Source organism: Desulfofundulus sp. JL263-se (assembly GCF_056316025.1).
This window is the reverse complement of the sequence record NZ_CM149993.1, coordinates 1,279,802-1,304,400: the sequence shown is the minus strand read 5'-3', so window position 1 is coordinate 1,304,400 and position 24,599 is coordinate 1,279,802. Positions and strand designations below refer to the sequence as shown.

Annotated in this window: 22 protein-coding genes; 9 read left to right on the top strand and 13 right to left on the bottom strand. The window is 47.4% G+C overall.

Features of this window, described 5'->3' with window-relative positions; all coding sequences use genetic code 11:
- Positions 1-33: 33 nt before the first annotated feature.
- Both ACX4JR_RS06610 and ACX4JR_RS06605 read left to right on the top strand, forming a co-directional pair.
- Positions 34-564: a phosphosulfolactate synthase gene (locus ACX4JR_RS06610; protein ID WP_476060227.1), complete on the top strand. Its 531-nt coding sequence runs from the start codon at positions 34-36 to the stop codon at positions 562-564.
- A 106-nt stretch (positions 565-670) separates the two neighbouring features.
- Positions 671-1,126: a DUF441 domain-containing protein gene (locus ACX4JR_RS06605; RefSeq protein ID WP_476060226.1), complete on the top strand. Its 456-nt coding sequence runs from the start codon at positions 671-673 to the stop codon at positions 1,124-1,126.
- Here ACX4JR_RS06605 and ACX4JR_RS06600 read toward each other — a convergent pair.
- Both ACX4JR_RS06600 and lspA read right to left on the bottom strand, forming a co-directional pair.
- Entirely contained in the window at positions 1,107-2,054 is a 948-nt protein-coding gene (locus tag ACX4JR_RS06600; protein ID WP_476060225.1) for an RluA family pseudouridine synthase, read from the bottom strand. The two genes, ACX4JR_RS06605 and ACX4JR_RS06600, sit on opposite strands and share 20 nt — an antisense overlap.
- A complete protein-coding gene (lspA, locus tag ACX4JR_RS06595) occupies positions 2,041-2,508 on the bottom strand; it encodes a signal peptidase II (protein ID WP_476060224.1) in 468 nt (155 codons plus the stop codon). Before lspA ends, ACX4JR_RS06600 begins: the two co-directional genes overlap by 14 nt.
- A 127-nt stretch (positions 2,509-2,635) precedes the next feature.
- Between lspA and ACX4JR_RS06590 the strand changes: the two genes are divergently transcribed.
- Entirely contained in the window at positions 2,636-3,025 is a 390-nt protein-coding gene (locus tag ACX4JR_RS06590) for a VanZ family protein (protein WP_476060486.1), read from the top strand.
- A gap of 762 nt (positions 3,026-3,787) precedes the next feature.
- On the opposite strand, the gene ACX4JR_RS06585 is transcribed toward ACX4JR_RS06590, so the two are convergent.
- The 8 genes from ACX4JR_RS06585 to ACX4JR_RS06550 all read right to left on the bottom strand — a co-directional run bounded on the left by ACX4JR_RS06585 (position 3,788) and on the right by ACX4JR_RS06550 (position 13,017).
- Positions 3,788-4,594: a sulfite exporter TauE/SafE family protein gene (locus ACX4JR_RS06585; RefSeq protein WP_476060223.1), complete on the bottom strand. Its 807-nt coding sequence runs from the start codon at positions 4,592-4,594 to the stop codon at positions 3,788-3,790.
- 205 nt (positions 4,595-4,799) lie between these two features.
- On the bottom strand, positions 4,800-6,233 hold the full coding sequence (locus ACX4JR_RS06580) for a hypothetical protein (protein WP_476060222.1): 1,434 nt from the start codon (positions 6,231-6,233) through the stop codon (positions 4,800-4,802).
- 88 nt (positions 6,234-6,321) lie between these two features.
- Positions 6,322-7,476: an iron-containing alcohol dehydrogenase gene (locus ACX4JR_RS06575; protein ID WP_476060485.1), complete on the bottom strand. Its 1,155-nt coding sequence runs from the start codon at positions 7,474-7,476 to the stop codon at positions 6,322-6,324.
- A 38-nt stretch (positions 7,477-7,514) separates the two neighbouring features.
- Positions 7,515-9,359 carry an aldehyde ferredoxin oxidoreductase family protein gene (locus ACX4JR_RS06570; protein ID WP_476060221.1) on the bottom strand — a complete coding sequence of 615 codons (1,845 nt, stop codon included), beginning with the start codon at positions 9,357-9,359 and terminating at the stop codon, positions 7,515-7,517.
- A 50-nt stretch (positions 9,360-9,409) separates the two neighbouring features.
- Positions 9,410-11,140: a sigma-54 interaction domain-containing protein gene (locus tag ACX4JR_RS06565; protein WP_476060220.1), complete on the bottom strand. Its 1,731-nt coding sequence runs from the start codon at positions 11,138-11,140 to the stop codon at positions 9,410-9,412.
- An 84-nt stretch (positions 11,141-11,224) separates the two neighbouring features.
- On the bottom strand, positions 11,225-11,995 hold the full coding sequence (locus ACX4JR_RS06560) for an SAM hydrolase/SAM-dependent halogenase family protein (RefSeq protein ID WP_476060219.1): 771 nt from the start codon (positions 11,993-11,995) through the stop codon (positions 11,225-11,227).
- A 65-nt stretch (positions 11,996-12,060) separates the two neighbouring features.
- The gene (locus tag ACX4JR_RS06555; RefSeq protein WP_476060218.1) at positions 12,061-12,438 is read right to left on the bottom strand and encodes a DUF1284 domain-containing protein; all 378 of its coding nucleotides are present in this window, start codon (positions 12,436-12,438) and stop codon (positions 12,061-12,063) included.
- Positions 12,439-12,459: 21 nt separating this feature from the next.
- Positions 12,460-13,017, bottom strand: coding sequence for an NTPase (locus ACX4JR_RS06550; protein WP_476060217.1), 558 nt, complete (start codon positions 13,015-13,017; stop codon positions 12,460-12,462).
- A 176-nt stretch (positions 13,018-13,193) separates the two neighbouring features.
- On the opposite strand from ACX4JR_RS06550, the gene ACX4JR_RS06545 reads away from it, so the two are divergent.
- Together ACX4JR_RS06545 and ACX4JR_RS06540 are read left to right on the top strand one after the other, a co-directional pair.
- Entirely contained in the window at positions 13,194-13,322 is a 129-nt protein-coding gene (locus ACX4JR_RS06545; protein ID WP_476060216.1) for a hypothetical protein, read from the top strand.
- A 240-nt stretch (positions 13,323-13,562) separates the two neighbouring features.
- Positions 13,563-13,733 (top strand): hypothetical protein, encoded by a 171-nt coding sequence (locus ACX4JR_RS06540; RefSeq protein ID WP_476060215.1) that lies wholly within the window; start codon positions 13,563-13,565, stop codon positions 13,731-13,733.
- A gap of 185 nt (positions 13,734-13,918) precedes the next feature.
- Here ACX4JR_RS06540 and ACX4JR_RS06535 read toward each other — a convergent pair whose 3' ends face one another.
- Positions 13,919-15,130, bottom strand: coding sequence for a DegT/DnrJ/EryC1/StrS family aminotransferase (locus ACX4JR_RS06535; RefSeq protein WP_476060214.1), 1,212 nt, complete (start codon positions 15,128-15,130; stop codon positions 13,919-13,921).
- Positions 15,131-15,335: 205 nt separating this feature from the next.
- Here ACX4JR_RS06535 and ACX4JR_RS06530 point away from each other — a divergent pair, with 205 nt between their 5' ends.
- Together ACX4JR_RS06530 and ACX4JR_RS06525 are read left to right on the top strand one after the other, a co-directional pair.
- A complete protein-coding gene (locus ACX4JR_RS06530) occupies positions 15,336-16,760 on the top strand; it encodes a metallophosphoesterase family protein (RefSeq protein WP_476060213.1) in 1,425 nt (474 codons plus the stop codon).
- Positions 16,761-16,894: 134 nt separating this feature from the next.
- Complete coding sequence (locus tag ACX4JR_RS06525; protein ID WP_476060212.1) at positions 16,895-18,085, top strand: pyridoxal phosphate-dependent aminotransferase; 1,191 nt, start codon at positions 16,895-16,897, stop codon at positions 18,083-18,085.
- Between the two features lie 215 nt (positions 18,086-18,300).
- Here ACX4JR_RS06525 and ACX4JR_RS06520 read toward each other — a convergent pair whose 3' ends face one another.
- Positions 18,301-19,038 (bottom strand): metallophosphoesterase, encoded by a 738-nt coding sequence (locus ACX4JR_RS06520; protein ID WP_476060211.1) that lies wholly within the window; start codon positions 19,036-19,038, stop codon positions 18,301-18,303.
- Between the two features lie 209 nt (positions 19,039-19,247).
- Between ACX4JR_RS06520 and ACX4JR_RS06515 the strand changes: the two genes are divergently transcribed.
- Entirely contained in the window at positions 19,248-21,296 is a 2,049-nt protein-coding gene (locus tag ACX4JR_RS06515) for a hydantoinase/oxoprolinase family protein (RefSeq protein ID WP_476060210.1), read from the top strand.
- Positions 21,296-22,972 (top strand): hydantoinase B/oxoprolinase family protein, encoded by a 1,677-nt coding sequence (locus ACX4JR_RS06510; RefSeq protein WP_476060209.1) that lies wholly within the window; start codon positions 21,296-21,298, stop codon positions 22,970-22,972. Before ACX4JR_RS06515 ends, ACX4JR_RS06510 begins: the two co-directional genes overlap by 1 nt.
- A gap of 385 nt (positions 22,973-23,357) precedes the next feature.
- Here ACX4JR_RS06510 and ACX4JR_RS06505 read toward each other — a convergent pair whose 3' ends face one another.
- The gene (locus tag ACX4JR_RS06505) at positions 23,358-24,449 is read right to left on the bottom strand and encodes a methyl-accepting chemotaxis protein (RefSeq protein WP_476060208.1); all 1,092 of its coding nucleotides are present in this window, start codon (positions 24,447-24,449) and stop codon (positions 23,358-23,360) included.
- Positions 24,450-24,599: the final 150 nt, after the last annotated feature.

The window sequence follows — 24,599 nt, the reverse complement described above, 5'->3', positions numbered from 1 at the left end:
TTTTTTTACTCCATTTGATTCTACGCGCCTGAAGTGGCCATTTTACAAAATAAGCTTCCCGAATACCTACAAATGGCAAAGGAATTAGGTTTTACCGCCATTGAGGTTAGCGACGGCACCATAACCATGAGTAAAGAGGTGAGAGAAAAAGCTATAAAAATGGCCGCCGATATGGACTTTAAGGTGCTGACGGAAGTAGGAAAAAAAGAGGGAAAACAAAGGCCATCTATAGCCAAACTGATTGAGGTGGCGCTAAGAGACCTGGAATGCGGGGCATGTAAAGTCATTCTGGAAGGACGCGAATCAGGGAAAAATGTGGGGCTTTATGATGCCGCGGGCAACATTGTTGAGGATGATTTAAGACAACTATTGGAGGGAATAAGAGACCCCAAACTGGTCATTTGGGAAACACCACGGAAAGAGCAACAGCAAGACATGATTTTGCGCTTCGGCTGTAATGTTAATCTGGGTAATATTACCCCTCACGAGGTAATAGCCCTGGAAGCACTTCGTGTGGGCCTGCGGGCCGACACTCTGAAGGCTGTTTGTGCAACAGCGGAATAGAACCTTATAACGCCGCCTTTTTAGGGCGGCTTCCTTTTTGGTTATATCTCCCAAACAACTAACATAAGTTATTAATAATCATCTTGTCCCCAAAGGACGGAATACCATGTCAGGAATACCTATCCTTGTAGCCCTACTGCTGGTAGGCGTTACTGCCAGGTCCAACCTTATAGCCATGGCAGCATGCATGCTGCTTCTATTAAAGCTGGCAAAGCTTGATTTTGTTTTTCCTCTCTTGGAAAAGAGGGGTCTGGAAATCGGCCTTCTTTTTCTTTTACTCTCCATTTTGGTACCCGTGGCCACCGGCAAGGTTACGGAAAAAGATTTATTATATAATCTGAAATCATTGCCGGGACTGATAGCCATACTGGGAGGAGCGCTGGCCACCCATCTCAACTCCAAGGGACTCAAGCTGCTGCAACTTGACCCCGAACTTATTTTCGGCCTTGTGCTGGGCTCTATACTTGGCATTATCTTTTTAGGCGGCATCCCTGTGGGCCCGCTTATGGCGGCAGGGATAGCCGCATTATTCCTGGAGGTTATCAGGTTGCTAAAGCCCTGACCTCGGGGACCGGAATGGCAATTTCATTTAAAATTTTTACGAGTACCCCGGGAAGAGGTGCATTAAACTCTAGATACTCCCCCGTGCGCGGGTGCAGGAAACCGAGCCTGTAAGCGTGTAAAAATTGCCCCTCCAGGTCAAAATGGGGCTTTGCCGGGCCATAGCAGGTATCCCCCACTACAGGGTGGTTAATATATGCCATGTGCACCCTTATCTGGTGGGTACGCCCCGTCTCCAGCCTCAGGTCCACCAGAGTGTAATTGGACTTCCGCTCCAACACCCTGTAATGGGTCACCGCTTCCCTGGAATTACGCCCAACAACGGCCATTTTCTTTCTGTCCACTGGATGCCTGCCAATGGGAGCGTCAATTTTACCCCGGTCAGCCTTAACCCGGCCGTGAACAAGGGCCAGGTAACGCCGAACAACTTCGCGTTCCTTCAGTTGTTCCGCCAGTTTAAGGTGTGCAGCATCATTTTTGGCTACCATTAAAAGGCCGGAAGTATCTTTATCCAGGCGGTGTACTATGCCCGGGCGGATCTCTCCGCTTATTCCCGATAGATCCTTGCAATGGTATAAAAGCGCGTTTACCAGGGTGCCATGCCAGTTTCCCTCCGCTGGGTGAACCACCAGGCCCCTGGGCTTATTGATCACCACCACATCGGAATCCTCATAATATATATCCAAAGGAATTTTCTCGGGCTCCACTTTCAACTCCTTTGGCGGAGGAACTTCCACCAAAATATTATCTCCCAGGCGCACTTTATAACTGGAACGTGCAACATTTTTTCCGTTAACTTTTATCATTTTCTCTGCTACCAGCTTTTGGACGCGGGAGCGGCTAAGCCCCAAATCCTGCTTCGCCAGGAAAACATCAAGCCTCTGTCCCGAGTTGTTTTCATCTACAATGAAGGTGTTAACCCTCGGCATCCCCGTCCACCTTCTCCTTTTCCCTATCGGATTTCCAAACAAACCATATAAGGATACCGGTTCCCAACACAATGGCGGTATCGGCCAGATTAAAAACGGGCCAAACGCGAAAATCCAAAAAGTCTACCACCCTGCCCAGGCGCAAGCGGTCAATGAGATTTCCCAATGCCCCGCCCATAATTAAACCCAGAGCGATACGTACCGGTTCCTTGGTAGGAGGTATATACCTGTAACCCAGCAGTATACCTCCTATTACAATAAAAGTTACCGTTATAAAAAACATTGTTTGATTGGCCAAAATGCCAAAGGCGGCACCGGGATTCTGAATATAAGTAAGGTAAAACACCGGGGGAATTATGGGAATTGATTCACCGCGAAGCATATGGGCCTGTATAAGATACTTGGAAACCTGATCTACCGCCAAAGTAGATATTATAATTAAAATAAACCGCAATCCCAGCCCTCCCAAAATATAACGTTATTTAATATGATACCACAACTATACCTGGAATTTACCTTTACCGGTTAACACCTTAATTGTTATAATTACTGAGATTAACCACAGGAAAGGATGATCAGGTATTTTTAGGTTTATCTACTGGCTGCCAACAATAGCCTGGATGATGCTAATTTTTTATTTTTCCGCCCAAACAAGCAGCGAACTTCGCTTAACTTTTCCTTTTATCGAAAACTTTAACCCGGGACATATTGCAGCATATTTTATACTGGCCTTGCTTGCTTTTAATTCTTTTAATCAATCAGGGACAAAAAGACCATTTGTAGCTACCCTGGGGCTCACAATTATATACGGTGTTACCGACGAATTTCACCAGGCCTTCGTCCCCACTAGGCGGCCGGAAATTGCCGATTTGCTGCGAGATACTATTGGAGCCATGGCTGCCCTGCTAATTATATTTACCGGGCAAATTATAGCAAAAAAATTGAGACGGAAAAAGGATGAAATGCAATAACTAACCCGGGCCCCGCTAAAGGATTCTAAGAAAAAAACGCCCCTTACACGGGGCTTTTTAAAAGAAATAGGAGGTTTTAATAAGGAGGTTTTTACCAGTACCTTAATAGGCTCGTTCTCAGTTATATTTTATTCAATTTACGCAATGTTTCTGTCAGTATAACGACAAAATACGAAAATATATAACAAACCCAAAGGTAAATAAGAAACCCCCTTCCAAAGGAAGAGGGTTTCAAGGGGTGTGAGCCCGTAATGACCTGCGCTACAGCCACTGCGAATATCCACGTAGCCCGCGGCAACCTTTCGGCTGCCGCAGACCATTACGACACCCGCAATGACCTTTGCTCGACTACCACGGATATCTCAGGAGCCTGCAGTAGCCTCTCGGCCACTGCAAACCCCGCGCTATATAAAACCATACCTCTATGGCAATACAGACAAATCGATACCCATGATAATCTTAGCTCGACCAATGGATATTCTTTATGACCATATTGCAGTCCGAAGGACTGCAATATAGCCTTTCAGAACATCCACCGGTCTTCCCTCCGGCTAATACCGAGCCCATCGACCCGGTACTAACCTTTGGCCGACCGTTACAGAGCCTTTCGACCCTGCAACGATCTTGGCTCGGCCATTACGAACCCGACATTTTTATTATGGCCCTTTTAAAAGGAATTATAATGGTAATTTATAACATAAATATGTAGTATATCTTTACCCCGGAATTAGTATCCCGGGTTATCTGCCCCAACTAACTGCGCTAAAAAGGAGTAAGTCCCAGCAGCTTGGCACACATAATAAGAACCGTGACCACCAAAATCACTTTGATCCACTTATCGCCCTTGGCAACGGCAAAATTACTGCCCAGATATGCCCCGATACCGTTACCGATGGCCAGGGTAAAGCCCAGTATCCAATTCACTTTACCGCTGAAAATAAATACAAGCAGGGATGACAGCATGTAAATGGCCACCACCAGCACTTTAATGCTGTTAATTCTAACCAGCGACATTCCGGTAATAAGCGTCAGGCTGGCTATAATAATAAATCCCACGCCTGCCTGGATAAACCCGCCGTAAAATCCAACCAGAAAAAAGGCCAGGACGGCTATTAACCGGCGTCCGGGCTTCAGACTTTCTTCCCCCTCCTCTAGTTTCTTTTCGGGGCACCAGATGATGGCACTCAGCACAAGCAGCATTATTACAGCCAGTATCTTATTAAAAACCTCGTCGGGCAGCGTAATGGCAAAGCGGGCGCCTACTATGGAACCCATTACTGCGGGAACACCCAACAGCAGCCCCAGCTTAAAGTCGAAAAAACCCTTACGCCTAAAGTTAGCAATAGCTATAATATTTTGCACCATTAAGGCAATGCGATTTGTCCCGTTGGCAGTGGCAGAGGGCAATCCCAAAAAAATAAGCATGGGCATGGTTAACAGGGAACCGCCCCCGCCTACTACGTTTAAAAAACCCGCCACAATGCCCGTAACCAGAATTAGTAGTACGTGTAGAACAGACATAATCTTTAAGGTCCCTTTCTGTAAGTTTTTAAGGGGTTTCTCACCCAAGTACTTAAAATTAACATGGAATCTTCTCAAAAGCAACAGTTTAATAAAGTTTTTTACCGAAATATTATGTTGGAAAAGTAGATTTTTTTATTTTCTAAATATATTTTATTGCCAACGCTTTATGAAGCCAGATTTTTCGTTAAATAAAGGTCCTGCCAATAGGCAGGACCTGTTTTAAAATTAGCTAGCATATTTTCCCATGACCTTAAGCCGTAGCACCTTTCCCGGAAAGATTTCTTATTTCCCCTTCTTTTTCTTCTTGCTGCTTGATTATATGCTCAGCCCAGATGGGTGCAGACTCAACATCGCCCTTAAAAAAGTTTTTACCATAAATCAACAGGCACAGGAGAATACCAACGGCAAATCCATATGCCGCGCCCTTTGCCATCAGCACGGCTCCCATAACGCCTGCGATACCCAGATCTTTAAAGCTGCGGGTTTCCATGGCACCTATCCGCACACTTACAAATCCCTGCACCAACATGGTAAGGGCAAGCGCCACCGGTAAAATGGGCTTGGTAAGTGTAACTATGGGCAACAAGAAATATCCTGTTAAAGTTCCCCACCTGAAACAACCTGCCCCTCCGAATAACGAATCCATTGCCTTTCGCCCTTGCTTGTATCTCTCGCAAACAACTACCTGCATGGCTGCCCACAGTGGGCCGCACATAGAAATATCCGGGCCGAACATTCCCATTAAGGTATTCCTTGCGCCAAAAACCAGGTGTGCCCTGTTTGGGTTATAGTCTATCTTTTCGTCGTCTCTGACTATGTCGGCATCTTTAATTAAAGCCTGGCTCTGCACCACATCGCCGAACAATACAATATATGAGGCAAAAACAGTAGGGATTGCAGCAATAAACATGGAGATACTGGGCCAGCCAATGGCACCGAAAGGCGTCCAATCTCTCCAAAGAGCGATAAAATCAGGTTTTGAAATTCCCCACTCTATAGTTGGCCAAGTAGTCTCTCCTACCAGTGGGGCAACCACAATTGCCAGTAAAATGGATGGTAATATTCCTAAATTGCCAAGCAATTTAAAGAATCCATTTTTGGTACCGAGAACTTTATATGATTGCGAAAAAATAAGGTAAAAAGCGAGACCAATGCAAATAGAGATCGTCCAGGGGAACTTTTCAAATCGCCCGCCTTCTTGGAAAATCATGTATACCGCTGCAAAACCGGCACCCATCACAACTCCCGATTTAATAGCCTGTGGAACGAAACTGATTAACTTCTTAGCTAGCCCGGTAGCTCCCAAAAAGATTGCAAATAAGCCCAGGGTGACTTCAAAAGCCACCAGTGCCTGTACCCGTTCAGGACCTTCCGGAAACGTCGAAACATACGCAATAAGGAGAGGTATTGCCGGTGTAATCCATCCCGGTACTACCGGGTCGCCAAGTAATACGTGCAAGCAATAAAGAAGACCGTTTAATACAACAATGGCCAGGGCGACCTCGAAGGGCATTCCCAATACATCTTGAAGGACCGGTATTATAGACAGGCACACAGCACACATTACCAGTCCTTGAATATAATCGGCCCACTCCCACCTGTAATGAATTCTAGGCAACCTTATTTTGAACGGGCCCGCTGGTATGTAAGGTTGCTCGGCTCCATGAGGTCTCAATTCTCTCATATTTTCACCTCGTACCAATATAATATTTTGATTTTTTTTGGCATAGCGGGATAATAGCCCGCCTTACTTATTTGATCAAAAAGAATTTTTAATTACCGTAAGCCCTCTTGTAAATCTCCAAAATTTTCTCTTCGCTTAGTTTTCTCGGGTTATTTGCCAGAAGTCTGGTAACGTTTATCGCTGAAGCGGCAAGTTTGGGCAACGCTTCTTCGGGAATGTTCACATCCTTAAGGCTTCCCGGTATTTCAACATCCGAAGAAAGAACCTTGATAGCTTCAACAGTTTGTTCGGCTTTTTCCCGCAAGGGAGCGTATTCATCCACAACCCCCATTGCTTCACCCACGCGGGCCAGCCTGCCCAGGCAGGCTATCATATTTGTTTCCAATACGTAGGGCAGCAGCAAGGCATTGCTGACCCCGTGCGCTATTTTATATTCTCCTCCCAGGGGATAGGCAAGGGCGTGAACCGCGCCTACGCCTGCATTTGCAAAGGCCATACCGGCCAACAAAGCGCCGTAGAGCATTTTCTCCCGGGCCTGTTTATCTTCACCGTTTGCAAAAGCCTTGCGAAGGAAGGCATGTATTACCCTGACTGCTTCCAGCGCCAATATGTCACTTACAGGGGTGGCATTTACCGATATATATGCCTCCACAGCGTGGGTTAAAGCATCCATGCCGGTAGCAGCTGTAATATGCGGCGGCATTGACATGGTTAGTTCCGGATCGCAAATGGCACAATCTGCGAATAAATACCTGCTTACTATACCTACTTTTAAATGCTCCTTTTCGTTGGTTACAATGGCAATCGGCGTTACTTCCGAACCGGTTCCCGCGGTAGTGGGGACCATGATCGTGGGCAGCCCTTCTTTTTCCACATTGTCCACCCCGCACAATTCCGGAAGGGGCTTTTCATTTGTTGCCAATACAGAAACTAGTTTTGCAACATCAATAGAACTACCCCCGCCAAGGCCTATTATCAGGTCGAAATCGCCGTTTTTAGCTTTGTTGGCACAATCTTCAATACTTCCCATGGGAGGCTCGGGAATAACATCCGTATAAACTTCACACTCTACGTTCTCGGGTATGTGTTTTACAATCTTTTCGGTTATGCCGGCTTTCTCCAGCCCTTTATCGGTTATCATAAGCACTTTTTTTGCTTTAAATCTTTTAATTTCTTCTCCGATCTGCTTTATTTTTCCACTACCGAAAATAATATTTATAGGGCTGTACCAGCCAAAATCCATGTTCAATTTAACCTTAACCCCCTTCTCTCGCCTCTTATTTAAAAGGGATTTCCGTCCTTACCCCACCCGCGCAGCAAGTAGTACTCGGTAAGCATTTTTTCCATTTCATCCTCTGTCAGCACGTACCCCTTATCTCCCAGGGGCTGTTCGAAAAATACTTTCGGCAATTTATCGTCCTTTTTGCTCAACCCGCATCTATAATTAAACCGGCGTGTCTCCGTAATAATACGGCTTGCCATGGCCCGCATTTCATCAATGCTATAAACATACCCGGTTACCAGTTCCAGTAAATCTTTTATTTCTCCCCAGCCCACTATATCGCGGTAAAACCTGCACATAATCAGGGCGTCAAAAACGGCCAGCCTGTTTTCAAAGTCCACAAACAACCGGGCCTTGCCGTCCGTGGTTTGCGGGTCTATCATGCCGGCCAGTTCCGGCTTGTAAAAGGTGGCCCGCAGGTGGCAGGCACCCCTGGTGGCAGTTGCGTAGGCCAAGCCCATCCCTTTAAGGCGCCTCGGGTCGTACCCCGCCGGCTCCAATCCTTTAACGTGAACGGCCTCGTCTTCCAGGCCTAAATCCCGGCCGAAAAGCTTTATCCCTTCGGCCATTATTGTCCCTATTCCCTGCCGGTATACAATTGACTCAAGCAGTTGAACAACTTGCTCCATTCTGCTTCCCGCCGGCAGTTCCAGCAGTTTCTTTTCCGCCGCATAAAGGGCAAACGCAATAATGTTTCCGGTGGAAATGGTGTCAATTCCGTAGCGGTCACAAAGGTCATTCAGGTAGATTATATCTTCCAGTTTTTCTATATTGCATAAACCGCCAAAGGCATATATGGTTTCGTATTCCGGGCCTTCCACGGTCAAGCCTTCGTATTTACCCGACTTTACCCTGGTGAGTTTCCCGCAGGACATCAGGCAGGGCGGGCAGGAGCGGGATTTAACCTCGAAATTTTCCAATAGGTATTCACCACTTATTTGTTTCCAGTGACTTGCAGTTCCCTGCCGCCAGTAGTTAGTGGGAAAACCGCCCACGGAATTCAACAGGGAAACCAGGGCAGTTGTTCCGTAGGTTTTGTAGGAATTTACCCCTTTGTCATCTTTATTTTTTTGGGCAAAATCCTTATAGTATTCTTTTAATTTTTCGGGGGCGTTCAGTTGCGGCCTGGAATCACCGTAAAAAACAATTCCCTTTAATTTTTTTGATCCCATCACGGCCCCCAGCCCGGTACGGCCTGCCGAACGCCAGTAATCGTTTTCAATACAGGCAAAGCGCACCAGGTTCTCGCCGGCGGGACCGATAACTACGGCCCGGGCATTTTCCTTCCCCACTTCTTTGAGCAGCATATCCTGCGCCCGGTAGGTGTCCAGGCCCCAGATGTTACCGGCATCCTTTAAGGATATTCCCGCATCACTTATTACAAGATAGGAGGGCTTTTGGCACTTTCCTTTTATTACGATGGCATCGTATCCTGTTCTTTTCATTGCCGGGGCAACATTTCCCCCGGAATACGATTCGGCGTAGCAGCCGGTTAAGGGAGATTTGGAAAAAACACCGTAGCGGTTGGAACCGAACATCCCGCTGTCAGTTAGCGGGCCAACGGTGAAAATTAGGCAGTTTTTTTCCGATAAAGGATCGGTGTCCCCTTCAACATATTCATTTAAAAGATAAGTTCCCAACCCCTTTCCGCCGAGGAACTTCCGGCATATCTCGTCCGGAATGCTTCTGGTTGTACTTTCCCCGGTATTCAGGTCAATTACCAGAATTTTTCCGTGAAGTCCTAAAATGGGTCTCACCCCCTTTTGGGAAATACAATATGTGCAAGTCTCGTGCCTGTACAGAGTTTTGGTGAATTTTCCGATTATATAAAAAACATGGTGCATAAATGCACCATGTTTTTTATATATCCCGGTTCAAATGTGCACCACGTGGTTCACTTTTGCACCAGACCATCCAAATTATATTTTTTTATTTTCCGGGATAACGTAGAATGACTTACCTTTAACAGCTTGGCTGCTTCTCTCAGGGAATTGGTTTCCCGCAACGCTCTTTGTATTGATTTAATCTCCGCCCGCCTCACTGATTCCTGAAGAGGAATCAACTCGTCTTCTTCCCGAAACACCGTTTCCCCGCCACCTGTCATTCTTTTGGGCAGATCCATACCAGTAATTATATCTCCGGAAACAGATACTACCAAATTTTCTATCAGATTTTTTAATTCCCTGACATTCCCCGGCCATTTATAATTCTCAAAATAGTCTTTTACTTCCGGGCTGAACCTTTTGTTTAAATTATAATTTTTATTAAACGTTTCAAGGAAATAATTAGCCAAAAACATTATATCTTCGGGCCTTTCCCTCAACGGCGGTACTTTTATATTTATAACATTCAAGCGGTAAAACAGATCTTCCCGGAACAGACCTTTCTGGACCAAGGACTCCAGATCTTTATTAGTAGCTGAAATTACACGCACGTTAATTTTTTTTGGTTTAACTCCCCCCAACCGGATTACCTCGTTTTCCTGTAAAACTCGCAATAGTTTTACTTGCAGATTAGAGGGAAGTTCTGCAATCTCATCTAGCAATATTGTACCGTTATGCGCCAACTCAAACATTCCCGGTTTACCCTTGCTTTGCGCCCCCGTGAAGGCACCCCCTTCGTACCCGAACAATTCTGATTCCAACAAGTTTTCCGGTATAGCCCCGCAGTTCACCTTAATAAAATTGCTATCCGCCCTCTTACTGTTTTTATGTATAAATTCCGCAACCAATTCCTTTCCCACCCCGGACTCACCTTGAATGAGAATCGTTGTGGGGTACGGGGCCACTTGTTTAGCATAGGAAAGCAGCTCAATCATTCTAGGACTTTTAACAACCAAATTGGAAGATTTTAAATGTTTTAATTGTTCCTGGTATATATTGCTAAGTGCCTTGGTATTTTGCAATTCCTGCTGCAGTTGGGTCAAGGTAGTAACGTCCCTGACACTGGTAACCACAAACTTGATATCGCCGGATTCATTTATTACCGGAACACCGGTGACCATAACATCTTTATTGTCTTTTATTCTTTGCATTATAGTGGTCGGCTTTTTGTTTCGAAGAACAAGAAGAGTTACAGACTGGGAGTAAAAACCCTGTTCAACCAGATCTTTCATGTGTTTACCAAGCACTTCTTCTCTTTTAATGCCAGTAATTTTTTCATATGCCGAATTAACTCTAATGGTATAACCGTTTCCATCCGTTACGTATATCCCGTCACTGGAAGACTCAATTATAGCCTCCAACTCTTCAACCAGGGAAGTATAACTCTTTAATTCTTTTGTGATTTTTTCCAGGCCAGAGATATCCTGGAAGACAACTATGGCACCCAGGATCTCTGAATTATAAGTAATAGGTGTGCGGTGACTTACACAAACATAATTATTAATTACTATTTTCTGGCTTATCTCCGGCTTACCTGTTTCTAATACCTTCAAAAGACCGGTATTGGGAATGATCTCTTTAATGTTACGGGATAGTACCTCTTCTTCTTTTAACCCTACTATTTTTTCCGCCTGTTTGTTAAAAACAATTACCTTACCGGTTTTATCTATAATAATAATGGCATTATAAGTTGAATTAATTATGGCCCTAAAAATATCGCGGGGAATATATTCACCGATCAAAAATTATCCCTCCATTTTAACCCGGAAAAAGCTATCCCTGCCCTCATTATCCTAGACCCAGCCCCGGTAATCAGGAACCTTGCATTACTCAATAACTGCCCTGTCCGCAATCTGTACCTCTAAACGTGAAGCCGCCGACCCGTTTTTTATAGATATCTCTAGGGTCCCGCTGGAACCAGTGATTAAAAACAATGTATCACCCGGGGCGCTGGCATAAAGGGGATAATAAGGCAATTTCTGTTCAAAATAAGTTTTTTCTCTTCTCGCCAGGCTTACCATGTAACTTTGCCGGCATGACAAGGGAGGTACATTGGTAATTATATTTCCAAAATGGTCAATGGTAACTATTTCCCCCTCCCTTCCGGCCAAGTAAAAATTGAAGCAAACCTCAGGCACAGCCGGCTTACCCAATTGGTGGAGCGGCATACCGGCGGCCAATTTTGCCGCGGCAGGCGCAAAAACGTCCCGGCCGTGGAAGGTGGGACTGGCATCCGGCGGCACGTTCAGTTCGATAACATCCATAATCCCTGCCTTAGTAGCGGCAGGGTAAAGTAAACCGTTATCAGGACCTATGAAATAATAGTCTTTTGTTTTTATGGCCAGGGATTTTCGCCCTGTCCCCACCCCGGGGTCAACAACGGCAAGAAATATGCTTCTTTCAGGGAAATAAAAATAGTTAGATAAAAGGAGCCAGGCCCCTTCGCGAATGTTCTGGGGAGTTACATAGTGAGTTAGATCGACCAGCTGGGCATTTGGACAAATAGAAAGTATAACACCCTTCAGAACTCCAACATAGGAGTCATTCCCGAAATCGGTAAGAAGAACTACCATTGGATTTGTTCCCATGTCGTACATAATGAAAAAGCCCCCAAACCTGAAAAATAGGAACTAACTTTAAAACTAACTTTAATATTTTAATATTATCTTGCTCTGGTACAAACCTTTTCCCAGTCGCAGTCATTGCAAAAAGCAGAAAAGAATTTTTTTGAAGCAAAATTAATTTTGTTTTTTATTTCCCCCCACTTCACCTTTTCACCTATTGAAACCCCAAGATAATTTATGGCCATATTATCAAGTTTTTTAATTTCCGCATCAGCGTCATCCTTGTGCATACACCTGCCACCCGTTAGATACGGGCATAACCGGCACACATCATCGGCACCTGCAACTACTTCTATTTCTTCCCCTTTCTCTGCCCTTTCAACTAAATCCTTGAGATTTTCAACAAATTCCCGGTTGTAACCCTCTCCCTTAAAAAAGTGCAAACAAATAAGGTGGTGCCCTCTGAATTTTAACATTTTTATCATCTCCTAAATCTCCTAACAAGGTGATTGAGGCAAATGGGCAATTATTACATTATAAAGTTCCTCGGGTAACAGTTCGCGATTTTGAGGGTTAACTTTAATTAACCTGACATCCGAACGTCCCTTTAAAGCATCGCAAAAAGGATGTGGTTTAACTAAAATGGTAGCCACAACGGGCAAAGGAGAATTTACAGCCGCTAAGACCATTTCTTGAAATCCGGGGGCAAAAAGTTCCATCTTGCCTATTTCGTCAATAAGCAGGCATTTGGGTTTATTTTGCTTAATAGCCTGTTTTATTTCACCAATAGCATCCGTTAAGCTTTCCGGCTTCACGCCGTACTTGCCAACACGATACCTCGAGGAAAAATCCACATGGGCAAGAATTGCCCTTTTCCCGCCCAAGGTGACAACCTCAAACCCTTTACGTCTACCTTCAACGCGAATTTCACTTGTATAAAAACCACTTGCTTTATTTCCCAAAAGCCGGGCAAGCCTGATTATTACCGTGGTTTTGCCCGATCCAGGCATTCCGGTGAGGAAAAAGTTTTTTTGATTCGCTGATATAACTTTCATCAACTTTCCTCTTCCCTATCTCAAATTAATTCCACCAAATCGATCCAACGCCTACCGGTTAACCTCAAATCTTCTTATGGTCCAAATCAAGGCAACCATTTCTGCGCTACCGGCAAATTACCTATTCAAAGCCGGGTCACTGTATCTTTCATAATCCCTTTCAAATCACTGATCATGTGCTTAAGCCTATTGAAGAGGTAATCGAAGATGAAAGACCTAAAGTTGTGGTTTTCCTGGTTAAACCCGTCGAGGGAAGTTTCCTTGAACAGGAACCCTGGTTGAAAATAATGGAGCGGAATAAATAATTAGCCAAACTCCCATATTCAGGCGGCGGGAAAGGCCGGAGACCCGTCCTGTAAACAAAAAATTTTTTACGCCTGTTTTCCGACCCTTGGAATACAGCCGCAGTATAAAAACCCCCGCCCCCGGAACAAAATATCCTTGGGACAAGCTTATAAATGGAAAGGCCGGTTTATTCCGTGAGCATGTGCCCCTTATGCAATCAACTTAGGGAACCGAATATCAGGTGTACCTGCGGGGCTCCGATGCAAGACAGCGGGCCGGTGGCCGATTATTACGGTCCCTACAGCCCGTATTTCAACATGGAATTTGAATCTCCCGTATGCTGCCATCTTTTAACCTGCCTGGTATGCGGACGGGATACGGTAGTAGGAGTGAATTTGGAAGAAGACATAAATGTAAACCCCTCCAGCTGACAACTAAAGGGACGTTTCTCTTAGCCGTGAATCAATCCCGGCAGGCATTTTGTGCACATCCAAATGCTTTCTCCCTTCCTCCGGCACCTCATTCTCATCCCACCCGCAGCGAAAGCATTTTTACGCCAGGTAATTCCCCGGCCTGTTTTTTTTAAATGTTTTCTCACGATATTAATCACGAAAAATTAGACGGCATAATATTTCATGACCCTGTGCACGGCCTCAATAACATCTTCCACATCCTGCCGCGTCATGCCGGGAAACAGCGGTAAAGTCAAGAACCTGCTGTAAAGGTTTTCGGCCCGGGGACACAGGCTGCCCTCAAGGGTGCAGACGTCCGGATGCCCCACCCACTTGAAATAAGGGTGCAGGAAAGCCGGCATGTAATGTACACCTACGCCGATATTTTCGGCCCGAAGGGCATTATATATTTCCAGCCGGGTTGCTTTTAGGTTCTCGGGGCGCAGGGCGATTATATAATAATACCAGCTGTGCTTGCCTCCATGGAAGGTGGCCGGCAGGTCAAATTGTTCCATGCCGGCAAACGCCGCGTTATAAATTTCAGCTATTTCCCTCCGCCTAGCTGCAAATTCGTCGGCCCGCTTCAATTGTGAAAGGCCAAGGGCCGCCTGCATTTCGGTCATCTGGTAATAAAAACCCCGGTCCTGCATTTCAAAGTGCCAGGGCCCCTCCCGCCGGGAAAGTTTTTGGGGATCAGTCACTATGCCGCCGTTACGGAAAACCGACAGCCAAAAATACAACTCTTCCGAATCAGTTACCACCATACCGCCTTCCCCGGTATACACACCCTGCGGCCCGCTAAAGCTAAATACGGTGAGGGAGCTTAAGGTACCTATTTTTTTACCCCGGTACTCGGCCCCGAGGGCGTGGGAGGCATCCTCAATCACTTCCAGTTTATTTTCCCGGGCAATATCCTGTATAGCCTCCATATCGCACGGGCGCCCGGCAAAATGAACGGGCATGAGGGCCACGGTTCGCGAGCTTACCTTTTTCCGTATTTCTTCGGGGTCTACGTTATAAGTCTCAGGGTCTATATCCGCAAAGGTATGCATACCATGCTGGTGGAGTATGGCAGTCGGTGTCGACGGGTGAACCAGCGGGCTTGTTATCACTTCTTCTTCATGTCCCACGGCAGCTGCCATCAACGCAATATGCAGGCCTGCCGCCGCTGAGGAAACGGCTACCGCGTAGCGGGTTTCCACGTACCGGGCAAAATTTTCTTCAAATTCCCTTACCATTGGGCCGTTTTTTAAATTTCCACTGTCCAGCACCTGCATAACCGCCCGTTTATCTTCTTCATTCAAGCTAGGGCTCGCCAGGGGAAGCGTTTTTTCCCGGACCGGCTTCCCTCCGGCCACTGCGGGGATAACTGTCATGCTCTCAAGGCGCCTTTTTTAGGCACCAATTCCCTCCTTTTTCATAACTTTATTTTTTATTTGCACCACTAAGAGTTTTCTAGTATAAACCCTCCGGATCCTTTAAAATATAGTTATTGACCAAAATTCTAATAATTTTCACCTAACCATTCATTGCCAGAACCAATTATCCCCGGGTAAATATTATATTTGGGAGATGCTCAATGTGAACAGGAGAAAGTCGCTCAACATAATGGCAGCCATTCTTCTGATAACCATAGGCATGATGCTTTTCGTAAGCCTCTTTGGTCAAATGAAATTTTCCATAGAAGCATTTCAGTTCCGCCTCGCCGTCCAATTCAGCGGCGAAGGGCTCACCCAGGTGGAAATCCCTCCGCTGGGGGTAATAAGGGCCCATACCCACTTAACGCCGGTAAAAATCATTGTACGCCTGGAAAACATAAACTTACAGTTATTAAAAGAATTTATTACCGATTTACCCCAGCAGGAGGAGGTCATAGCCGGCGTCCGCAAGCAGGCCCGCCACATTGTAACTCTTTATATTATAAAACTCCTGGGACTGGCAGCGCTGGGCGGCGCATTTGGAGTTTTTTTACTGCAGCGGAGAGATATACTTCCTTTATTAAAGGGAGCGCTTGGGGGTCTTGCCCTTACCCTTGTTTTACTGGCAGGTACTTATTATACCTATAATGTCAGGGAATTCCAAAATCCGGAATATGAAGGGGTTTTGCGGGCCGCTCCCTGGATGGTCAGTTTTGCCGAACAAGCATTTGGAAAAATAGAAACTCTGGGCCAAAAAATGGAAGTGATGGCCACAAATTTATATGACCTTTTTGAACAAATTGACAAAATAAAACCGCTGACGGATACCGAAAAAGATATTAGGGTTCTACATGTTTCAGATATACATAATAACCCTGCAGGGGTAGAATTCATACAAAAGGTTGCCCAGCTTTTTGATGTGCACATGATAATCGATACCGGCGATATCAGTGACTTCGGCACCCCGCTGGAGGCCCTGCTCCTCGACCGCTTGAAAACTATAAATAAACCTTACATTTTTATTCCGGGCAACCACGATTCCCCGGACATAGTGGAACACATGAGACAAATTCCCGGGGTTACGGTACTGGACGGCCTGACGGAAATTAACAGCCTGCGCATTATGGGTTTCCCCGATCCGGCTTCATTCAGCGCCGATGTTGTCCCTCCCAGTCTCGACGCTATACCGAAATATGCAGAGCAGATAAAGCTAAAACTGGACCGGGCGGAGAAAGTGGATTTGGTTGCGGTGCATAATCACCATATCGGCAAGCGCCTGGCAGGATTTGCCCCCGTAATTTTATTCGGTCATAACCACCAGCTGTTGATTGAGGAGAAAGAGGATTCGGTGCTGGTGAATGCCGGTACCAGCGGGGCATCGGGCATAAGGGGGCTGCAGTCCCTTAAATCCCCCTATTCCGTAGTGTTGCTGCATTTCAGAAAAATAGATGGTGAAATGAAGCTGGTGGCGGCGGATTCCCTGAAGGTTTATGATATCAGGCACGGCTTTACCCTGGAGCGCAAGGTTTTCCACCGGGAAGAGCAGGAATCTCCCGACACGGCCACGAAACAAGTACAGGCAGAGTGAGGATTCGTATTACGCAACTCGCTTGTTGGGGAGTACCGGCCATCCAGTAAAAATACCGGGCTCGTTGCAGGTATTTGCCGCAAACATAAAGAATGTATGAAAATACGCCACATAAAACAAAAGGAGTGCTACATATGCCTGTTGCCAATAAGATTAAAAACTTTCTGGAAGGGGCTTCCTGGATAAGGAAAATGTTTGAGGAAGGGGAGCGGCTGCGCCGGATACACGGGCCAGAAAATGTATATGATTTCACCCTGGGGAATCCCACCGTTGAGCCGCCGGAGGCGTTCAGGGAAGAATTACGGAAAATTGCCAATAACCCGCAGCCGGGCATGCACCGCTACATGAGCAATGCCGGTTATCCTGAAACCCGGGCCGCGGTAGCCGAAGTATTATCCGAAGAATCCGGGCTGCCCTTCACGGCGGAACATATAATTATGACAGTGGGTGCCGGCGGAGGACTTAACGTAGCACTGAAGACCCTGCTAAACCCGGGGGAAGAGGTTATCATCCTTTCACCGTACTTTGTGGAATATAAATTCTACATAGATAACCACGGGGGTACCGTTAAAGAAGTACCCACCCGGAATGATTTTACTTTGGATATTGAAGCCATAGGCCGGGCCATCGGCCCCAATACCCGGGCTATCATAATCAATTCGCCCAATAACCCCACCGGCGTAGTCTATTCAGCCCGGGAACTGAAAAGCCTCGGCGCCCTGCTGGAACAAAAGGAAAAAGAATTTAACCGGGCCATCTATGTAGTATCCGATGAGCCGTACGCCAAAATCGTTTACGATGGAATCAAGGTGCCGAGCGTATTTAAACATATCAAACGGTCTATAGTGGTAACTTCCCACAGTAAAGACCTGGCCCTGCCGGGCGAGCGCATCGGTTATGCCGCCGTAAGTCCGGAAATGGAAGATGCTGCCGAAATTATGGAGGGATTGGTTTTCTGTAACCGAACCCTGGGATTTGTAAATGCCCCGGCGCTGGCCCAGCGTTTGGTAACTCCGTTACAGCGGGAAACGGTGGATATAGATGCTTACCGGGAAAAGCGGGATATCCTTTACGATAACCTTACCCGCCTGGGATTTAAAATGGTAAAACCCCAGGGGGCCTTTTATCTGTTCCCGGAATCACCCCTGGCTGACGATGTGGAATTCACAAAAAAAGCCCAGGAATTCAACATACTGGTGGTTCCGGGCAGCGGCTTTGGCAGGCCGGGCTATTTCAGGATATCTTACTGTATAGACAAGCAGGTAATTTTAAATTCCCTGCCGGCCTTTGAAAAGCTGGCCAGAGAAGTAGGATTAATGAAATAAACCCAAATCAAAACCCTCCTCAAGCGAGGAGGGCTTCTATGATCAGGGCCCGCAATAACCTTTGCTACGGATACAGCGGACTGCTAGCCTGCAAAGCCCCGCGGACTACGATTTAAGGTTAGATTTGAAATATCCGCAACAATTTGACTGGTCATTACGGGCCCTTCGTTAATTATATTGCCCGCACAAATAAAAATTATTATGGAAATCTTTTTTTAATACTCGCCGAGCAGCAGAGGTTTGAAACCCAGGTAGTCGGCACTGGTAAGGATAAAATTTATTCCCCAGGCCCAGTCGGGCAACCTGTAGCCGCACGCCCTGGCGTGCAGGTGCCCGTAAACAACCTTTTTTATTCCGTAATTCTGCAGTATTTCTACGAAGCCGGAATAATCATGTTTCTCGTTGGTGGGCATGTAATGCATCATGACTATCACGTCGTCCCAAAAATCCCTTTGCTTCAACATACTTTTAAGGGAATTTTCCAAGCGTATTAATTCCCGCCGGTATATTTTCATATCATGTTCTCCGAAATAAGCCCCATCGGGACATAACCATCCCCGGGTTCCACATATGGCCACACCATTTACCTCTACGTGATCATTTTGGATAAAACTCATATTGAGGGGTGCTGCCTCGCGAACGCGGGAAATACTCTGCCACCAATAGTCATGATTGCCCTGAACTGCCACTATCCGCCCCGGAAGCATTCCCAAAAAGTCCAGGTCAGGGCGAGCCTCTTCCAGTTTCATGGCCCAGGAAATGTCCCCGGCAACCAGCACCACATCCTCATCGGTCACGGTATTTATCCAGTTTTCATATATCCGCCGGGCGTGTCCGGCCCATTTTTCATCAACGTCACCCATGGGCTTGTATTCTCTGGCATCTTCCCAGTTATTCGGGTCTACCGGAGAACTGAAAGACAGGTGAAGGTCGCTAATGGCAAATATTCTCAAAAGTTAACCCTCCCTAAAAATAGAGGAAAGCCTCAGGACTATATTAAAGGAGAAATTTTATTAGTTCATTCACTAAAAAATTAGTTAATAATAAGTGGAAATAAGGATTTTTTAAAAGTATTTTGTTAAAGACTTAATTTTACTCTTAAACATCTAGATAATATACTAAATGTAATAATTATTGCAATACACGGAAAGGTTGGATTCCTTTGCAAACATATAAACTGGCAGTGGACACGGGCGGAACCTTTACCGATTTGTGCCTGCAAAACGAAGAAACCGGCGAATTGAAAATAGCCAAAGTTCCTTCTACCCCGGACAATCCCTCCAGGGCCATTATCCGGAGTCTCGAAATAATTTGCAAGAAAGCAGAAATAAGGCCCGCAAATATCGGATTACTACTCCACGGCACCACTGTGGCCACCAATGCCCTTTTGGAGGGAAAGGGCGGCCCCACGGCTCTGATAACCACCAAGGGATTCCGGGATATTTTATACATAGGGCGCCAGAACCGTCCCGATTTATATAATTTTAAAATCACCAGAAATGCTCCTCCGGTACCCAGGGAGCTGATATTGGAAGTAGACGAGCGAATAGGGCCCGGCGGAAAGGTAATCCGGCCCCTGAACAGAGAAAACGCCATAAACGTGGTAACCGGCCTGCAGAAAATGGGAATTAAATCAGTGGCGGTTTGCTTTTTACATGCTTACGCCAACCCGGATCACGAAAGACAAATGGCCAGGCTTATTGAGGAATTCCTTCCCGGAATTCCGGTAACCCTTTCTTCTAATATTTTGCCCGAATTCAGGGAATATGAGCGAACCAGCACCACAGTGATAAACGCCCTGGTACAGCCCCTCATGCAGGCCTACCTGGAACACCTGGAAAAGGACCTGAAGAATTTGGGCTTTAAGGGCGGGCTTCTCATCATGCAGTCCAACGGAGGTGTTATAACAGCAGGCCAGGCACGGCGGGAGAGCGCCCGCACGGTATTGAGCGGGCCCGCCGCAGGGGTGCTGGCGGGGAAATTCCTTTCCCGCCTGACGGGCCGAAAAAACCTGATTACCGCAGACATGGGCGGCACCAGCATGGATATGTGTCTTATCGCCAACGGCGAGCCCCAATATACCACAGAAGGCGTTATCGGCGGGCATCCTCTGCGATTGCCCATGCTTGATATCCATACCCTGGGTGCGGGCGGGGGCAGCATTGCCTGGATTGACCCGGGAGGTGCCTTAAAGGTCGGCCCCCAAAGCGCCGGGGCCGTTCCCGGCCCGGCATGTTACGGAAAGGGCGGTTTCCGCCCCACCGTAACCGATGCCAACGTCGTTCTGGGCCGCCTGTCCCCCGGTGCTCTTCCCGGAGATTTGCAGCCGGATGCCGAGGCCTCGAGGTATGTCATTGAAAAAGAAATCGCCAGACCCCTGGGTATGGATGTGGAAACGGCGGCAGAGGGCATTATCAGAGTGGTAAATGCCGGCATGGTTCGCTCCATGCGCGTAATCTCGGTGCACAGGGGCCATGATCCCAGGGAATTTACCCTGCTTGCCTTCGGCGGGGCCGGCCCCTTGCACGCGGTAGAACTGGCCCGGGAACTGGGCGCCCCCAGGGTCATGATACCTCTTTATCCAGGGGTAACCTCTGCCTTCGGCATGCTGGCGGCTGATGTGCGCCGGGATTATGTACAAGCCTTTCTGGCCAACCTTGCGGAATTGGACCCCGTTAAATTAAATAAACTGTTTAATGATATGGAAAGGGAAGCCCGCCGGGAACTTGCCGGGGAAGGATTCAACCCGGAAACGGTAGATTTTATTAGATTTGCCGACCTGCGTTATTCCGGCCAGTCCTACGAGATTTCCCTGGAAGTACCCCGCGGCAATTTAATTGCCCCCGACCTGCAACTTTTACAACAATCCTTCCACCAGGCTCACAACCAGCAATACGGTTACTTAAGAAAGGAAGCACCGGTGGAGATTGTTGCAGTCAGGCTGGTAGCACTGGGGATACTGCCCACACCGGCCCTTAAAGGGCCAGCATCGGGTTCTCCAAGGCCGGAGGCCAAGACCACGCGCCCGGTAATCTTCCACGGCAGGAAAACGGAAACCCCTATTTACGACCGCAGCCGGATAGGGCCCGGGGCCACTGTGACCGGGCCCGCAGTAATAGAGCAAGGGGATTCCACTACCCTGCTGTGGCCCGGAGACAAGGCCCGGTGTGATAAGTGGGGTAATTTAATTATTGAGGTGGGAGTGGAATAATGCAAACTGACCCTATTACCCTGGAAGTCTTGCGCAACGTCCTGCAGTCGGTGGCCGAGGAAATGGGCGTAATCCTTACCCGCACCGCCCTTTCCCCCAACATCAAGGACCGCCGGGACTGTTCCACCGCCATTTATACCGCTGGCGGCGAGCTGGTGGCCCAGGCCGAGCATATTCCCCTGCACCTGGGCCTTATGCCGGCTGTTGTGAAGGCCGTTTTAAAGGAAATTCCCCTCCGGGAGATGAGGCCGGGCGACGCCGTTATAATCAATGACCCGTATATCAGCGGCTCACACCTCCCGGACATTTGTATCATAAAACCCGTTTTTTCCGGCTCCGTACCTATTGCCCTGGTGGCCAGCTTGGCCCACCACGTAGACGTGGGCGGCTGTGCCCCCGGCAGTATGTCCACGGCTTCCCGGGATATATTTCAAGAAGGAATACGCATCCCTCCCCTGAAAATAATGCGGAAGGGTAAAATTAACAGGGATATACTTAACCTGCTGGCCAACAATGTGCGCACCCCTGAAGAATTTCACGGTGACATTCAGGCCCAGCTGACGGCCGGGCACACCGGGGAAAAGCGCATGCAGGAACTGGCCCGGAAGTACGGGACAGATTCTCTTTGCCGGTATATGGAAGACATCATCGCTTATACGGAGCGCAGAATGCGCTCCGCCCTGGCGGCACTCCCCCGGGGTAAATACAGTTTTGAAGATTACCTGGAGGGCGATGGAATCTCCATGGATAAAATAAAAATTGCCGTAACGATTACCCTGGAAGGGGAGGAAATGACCGTAGATTTTACCGGCACGTCTCCCCAGGCCCAGGGCCCGGTAAACGCCACCCGGGGCGTCACCCAGGCCTGCGTTTATTACGCGGCCAAGGCCCTTGCCGACCCGGAACTGCCAGGAAACCACGGAATTGCCCGGCCCATCCGGATCATCACCCCCCGGGGCACCCTCGTAAACCCGGTGTTCCCCGCCCCGGTTGCCCACGCCAATATCAATACCGCCCAGCGAATAACAGACGTTATTTTAGGCGCCCTGGCCAGGGCGGTTCCCCAAAGGGTTGCGGCTGCGGGAACCGGCAGCATGAATAATTTCACTATAGGGGGCCTGGGACGGGACGGTAAACTTTTCTCCTACGTGGAAACATACGGGGGCGGCCAGGGCGGCATGTATGACAGGGACGGCATGGACGGGGTACACGTACACATGACCAACACCCGCAACACCCCGGTGGAGGTTATAGAGCTCACCTATCCCTTACGTGTGGAAAGCTATTCCCTGCGCCCGGACTCAGGCGGAGCCGGAAAATTTCGCGGCGGGTGCGGTTTAGAGAGACAAATCAGGATACTTTGCCGGGAGGCAACGGTATCGGTAAGCGCCGAGCGCTCCGTTTTCAGCCCCTGGGGCCTGGAAGGGGGCAAAGAGGGCGCGCCGGCTCGCTGCACCATACTGGAGCCGGGTGATTCCGAGCCCCAAGAATACAAGCCGGCAAAATTTACGGCCCAAGTCCCGGAAGGCACCCTTATAACACTCCAAACTGCAGGGGGGGGAGGATACGGAAACCCGAAGGAAAGGGACCCCAAGCTGGTAATGAGAGATGTAAGAAACGGGCTGGTATCTCCCCGCAAGGCAAAGGAAGAATATGGTATGAAATTCAAGAAATAAAGTGGACCTCCTCCGGTACAAACCCGGAGGCTTCTCTACGGAACTTTCTCATGCCATCGAAAGGCAGCTCATTAAAAAGCAGGTCTTACGTCTTTCTCGTAAGTTACATGTCCGTGCTGCCACAGCCAGGCCCGGCCACAGGCGTTTACTGCTTTGTCCGGTACTCAACTCACTGTATCAGAAGTACTGGCTGCTATCCCAATTAATTAGTTACACTGGTTGAGTGCCGGACTTCGTTAGATGCGCCAAGTTTTCGGCCTTAAATATTCCACTTTTTCCGGCAGTTTTTTGGAGAATTGCCGCCATTCTGCCCTTGTTCCGCATTGTTAACGAATCATCGACGGTTAAAATGGTCCTGCCCAATACAAACACCATCCTTGTTTAGTTAAAACAGTTCTACATTATCACCCAGTTCCTCATCTACTTTCCCCACGCTGGTCGTATCCAGAAGCTTTTCACCGGTCACTTGTTGGTGTACCCGCCGCTCACTGGTGGTGGTATAAAGCTTTGCCAGCTTATCCATTCTTTGCGCTTGCTCTTTCAAAGCCTCTCCGCTTTGCAACGCCAGCGCCAGATGCTGGAGTTCCTGATTGCATTCCTCAACTATCTTCAAAACATGACCCAGTTCCTGGGCAACTATATCCTGAAACTGGAGATTAAAAACTGTGTTCTCCACCTGCCGGGCCAGGTTGGTTATATTGGCAACCAGATCGTTAGATGCCTCATGAATGGTTCTTATTGCCTCGGTCATTCTTTCATGTGTTTTATACACCTGCTCCCTGATATGCTGTACGATATTGGTTGAATCGTCGATTGTATCCATGATATTCGTATTCATATTTTCTACATGACTGTAAATATTTATATTTTGTTTATCCATCTCATCAAGAGTATTTTTGGTCAGTGTAGCTAACTTACTTACTTCCCGGGCCACAATGGCAAATCCCTGCCCGTGTTCGCCGGCTCGGGCCGCTTCAATGGAAGCATTGAGTGCCAGCAATTGGGAACGATCGGCAATATCTTTCAGCTTACCGGTCAACGCAGACTGTTTTTCCCGCCAGTATGCTCCATCCTGGATAAATTTTTCCTGCGCTATTCTGACATCATCATTCAGTTTTTTTAAATCGTTCATTAAGTCATGCATGGTTTGCTGGTTTTCCCTCAATAACTGCGATATCAAGCTTTGCTTGTTTTCCTGGCTTAAATATTCCTCTAAAATACGTAGACCTTCCCGGGCGTTTTCCCTGGCAGTCGAACAGATGCCGGCAATTTTGTTGCCCAACTGCAGCACTGACTCTTCGGTAGTAGCCACCACCGTCTGAATATTGCCCAGTGCCACAGGTAACACCTGGCCGATTTGTTGAATAATGTTAACCGCACCGCGGGCAACAGCATCACTTGCCTCCTTGCTGGAGTAATATTTTTTTCGTAGCTGATAGTATTTATATCCTATCCCTCCGGCAATAAGCCAACTCAAACCCGCCGTCAACCAGTAAAGTTCCAAAATATATCACCTCGGCCAATATTTTGAAAACCCAAACCAAACAACATAAAAAATTTGTTAATAAACTAATTTGTTTTACTTTAAAAGAGGTTTGGCGCTGGTATAAATAAAAGATGCAATAAA

Coding starts and splice junctions, on each gene's coding strand:
- ACX4JR_RS06525 (WP_476060212.1), top strand. CDS start 16,895: ATGCCTGTTGCCAATAAGATTAAAAACTTTCTGGAAGGGGCTTCCTGG.
- ACX4JR_RS06555 (WP_476060218.1), bottom strand. CDS start 12,438: ATGTTAAAATTCAGAGGGCACCACCTTATTTGTTTGCACTTTTTTAAG.
- ACX4JR_RS06575 (WP_476060485.1), bottom strand. CDS start 7,476: ATGGATTTTGGCTGGTACAGCCCTATAAATATTATTTTCGGTAGTGGA.
- ACX4JR_RS06560 (WP_476060219.1), bottom strand. CDS start 11,995: ATGTACGACATGGGAACAAATCCAATGGTAGTTCTTCTTACCGATTTC.
- ACX4JR_RS06550 (WP_476060217.1), bottom strand. CDS start 13,017: ATGAAAGTTATATCAGCGAATCAAAAAAACTTTTTCCTCACCGGAATG.
- ACX4JR_RS06580 (WP_476060222.1), bottom strand. CDS start 6,233: ATGAGAGAATTGAGACCTCATGGAGCCGAGCAACCTTACATACCAGCG.
- ACX4JR_RS06510 (WP_476060209.1), top strand. CDS start 21,296: ATGCAAACTGACCCTATTACCCTGGAAGTCTTGCGCAACGTCCTGCAG.
- ACX4JR_RS06605 (WP_476060226.1), top strand. CDS start 671: ATGTCAGGAATACCTATCCTTGTAGCCCTACTGCTGGTAGGCGTTACT.
- ACX4JR_RS06540 (WP_476060215.1), top strand. CDS start 13,563: ATGCAAGACAGCGGGCCGGTGGCCGATTATTACGGTCCCTACAGCCCG.
- ACX4JR_RS06570 (WP_476060221.1), bottom strand. CDS start 9,359: ATGCACCATGTTTTTTATATAATCGGAAAATTCACCAAAACTCTGTAC.
- ACX4JR_RS06535 (WP_476060214.1), bottom strand. CDS start 15,130: ATGACAGTTATCCCCGCAGTGGCCGGAGGGAAGCCGGTCCGGGAAAAA.
- ACX4JR_RS06600 (WP_476060225.1), bottom strand. CDS start 2,054: ATGCCGAGGGTTAACACCTTCATTGTAGATGAAAACAACTCGGGACAG.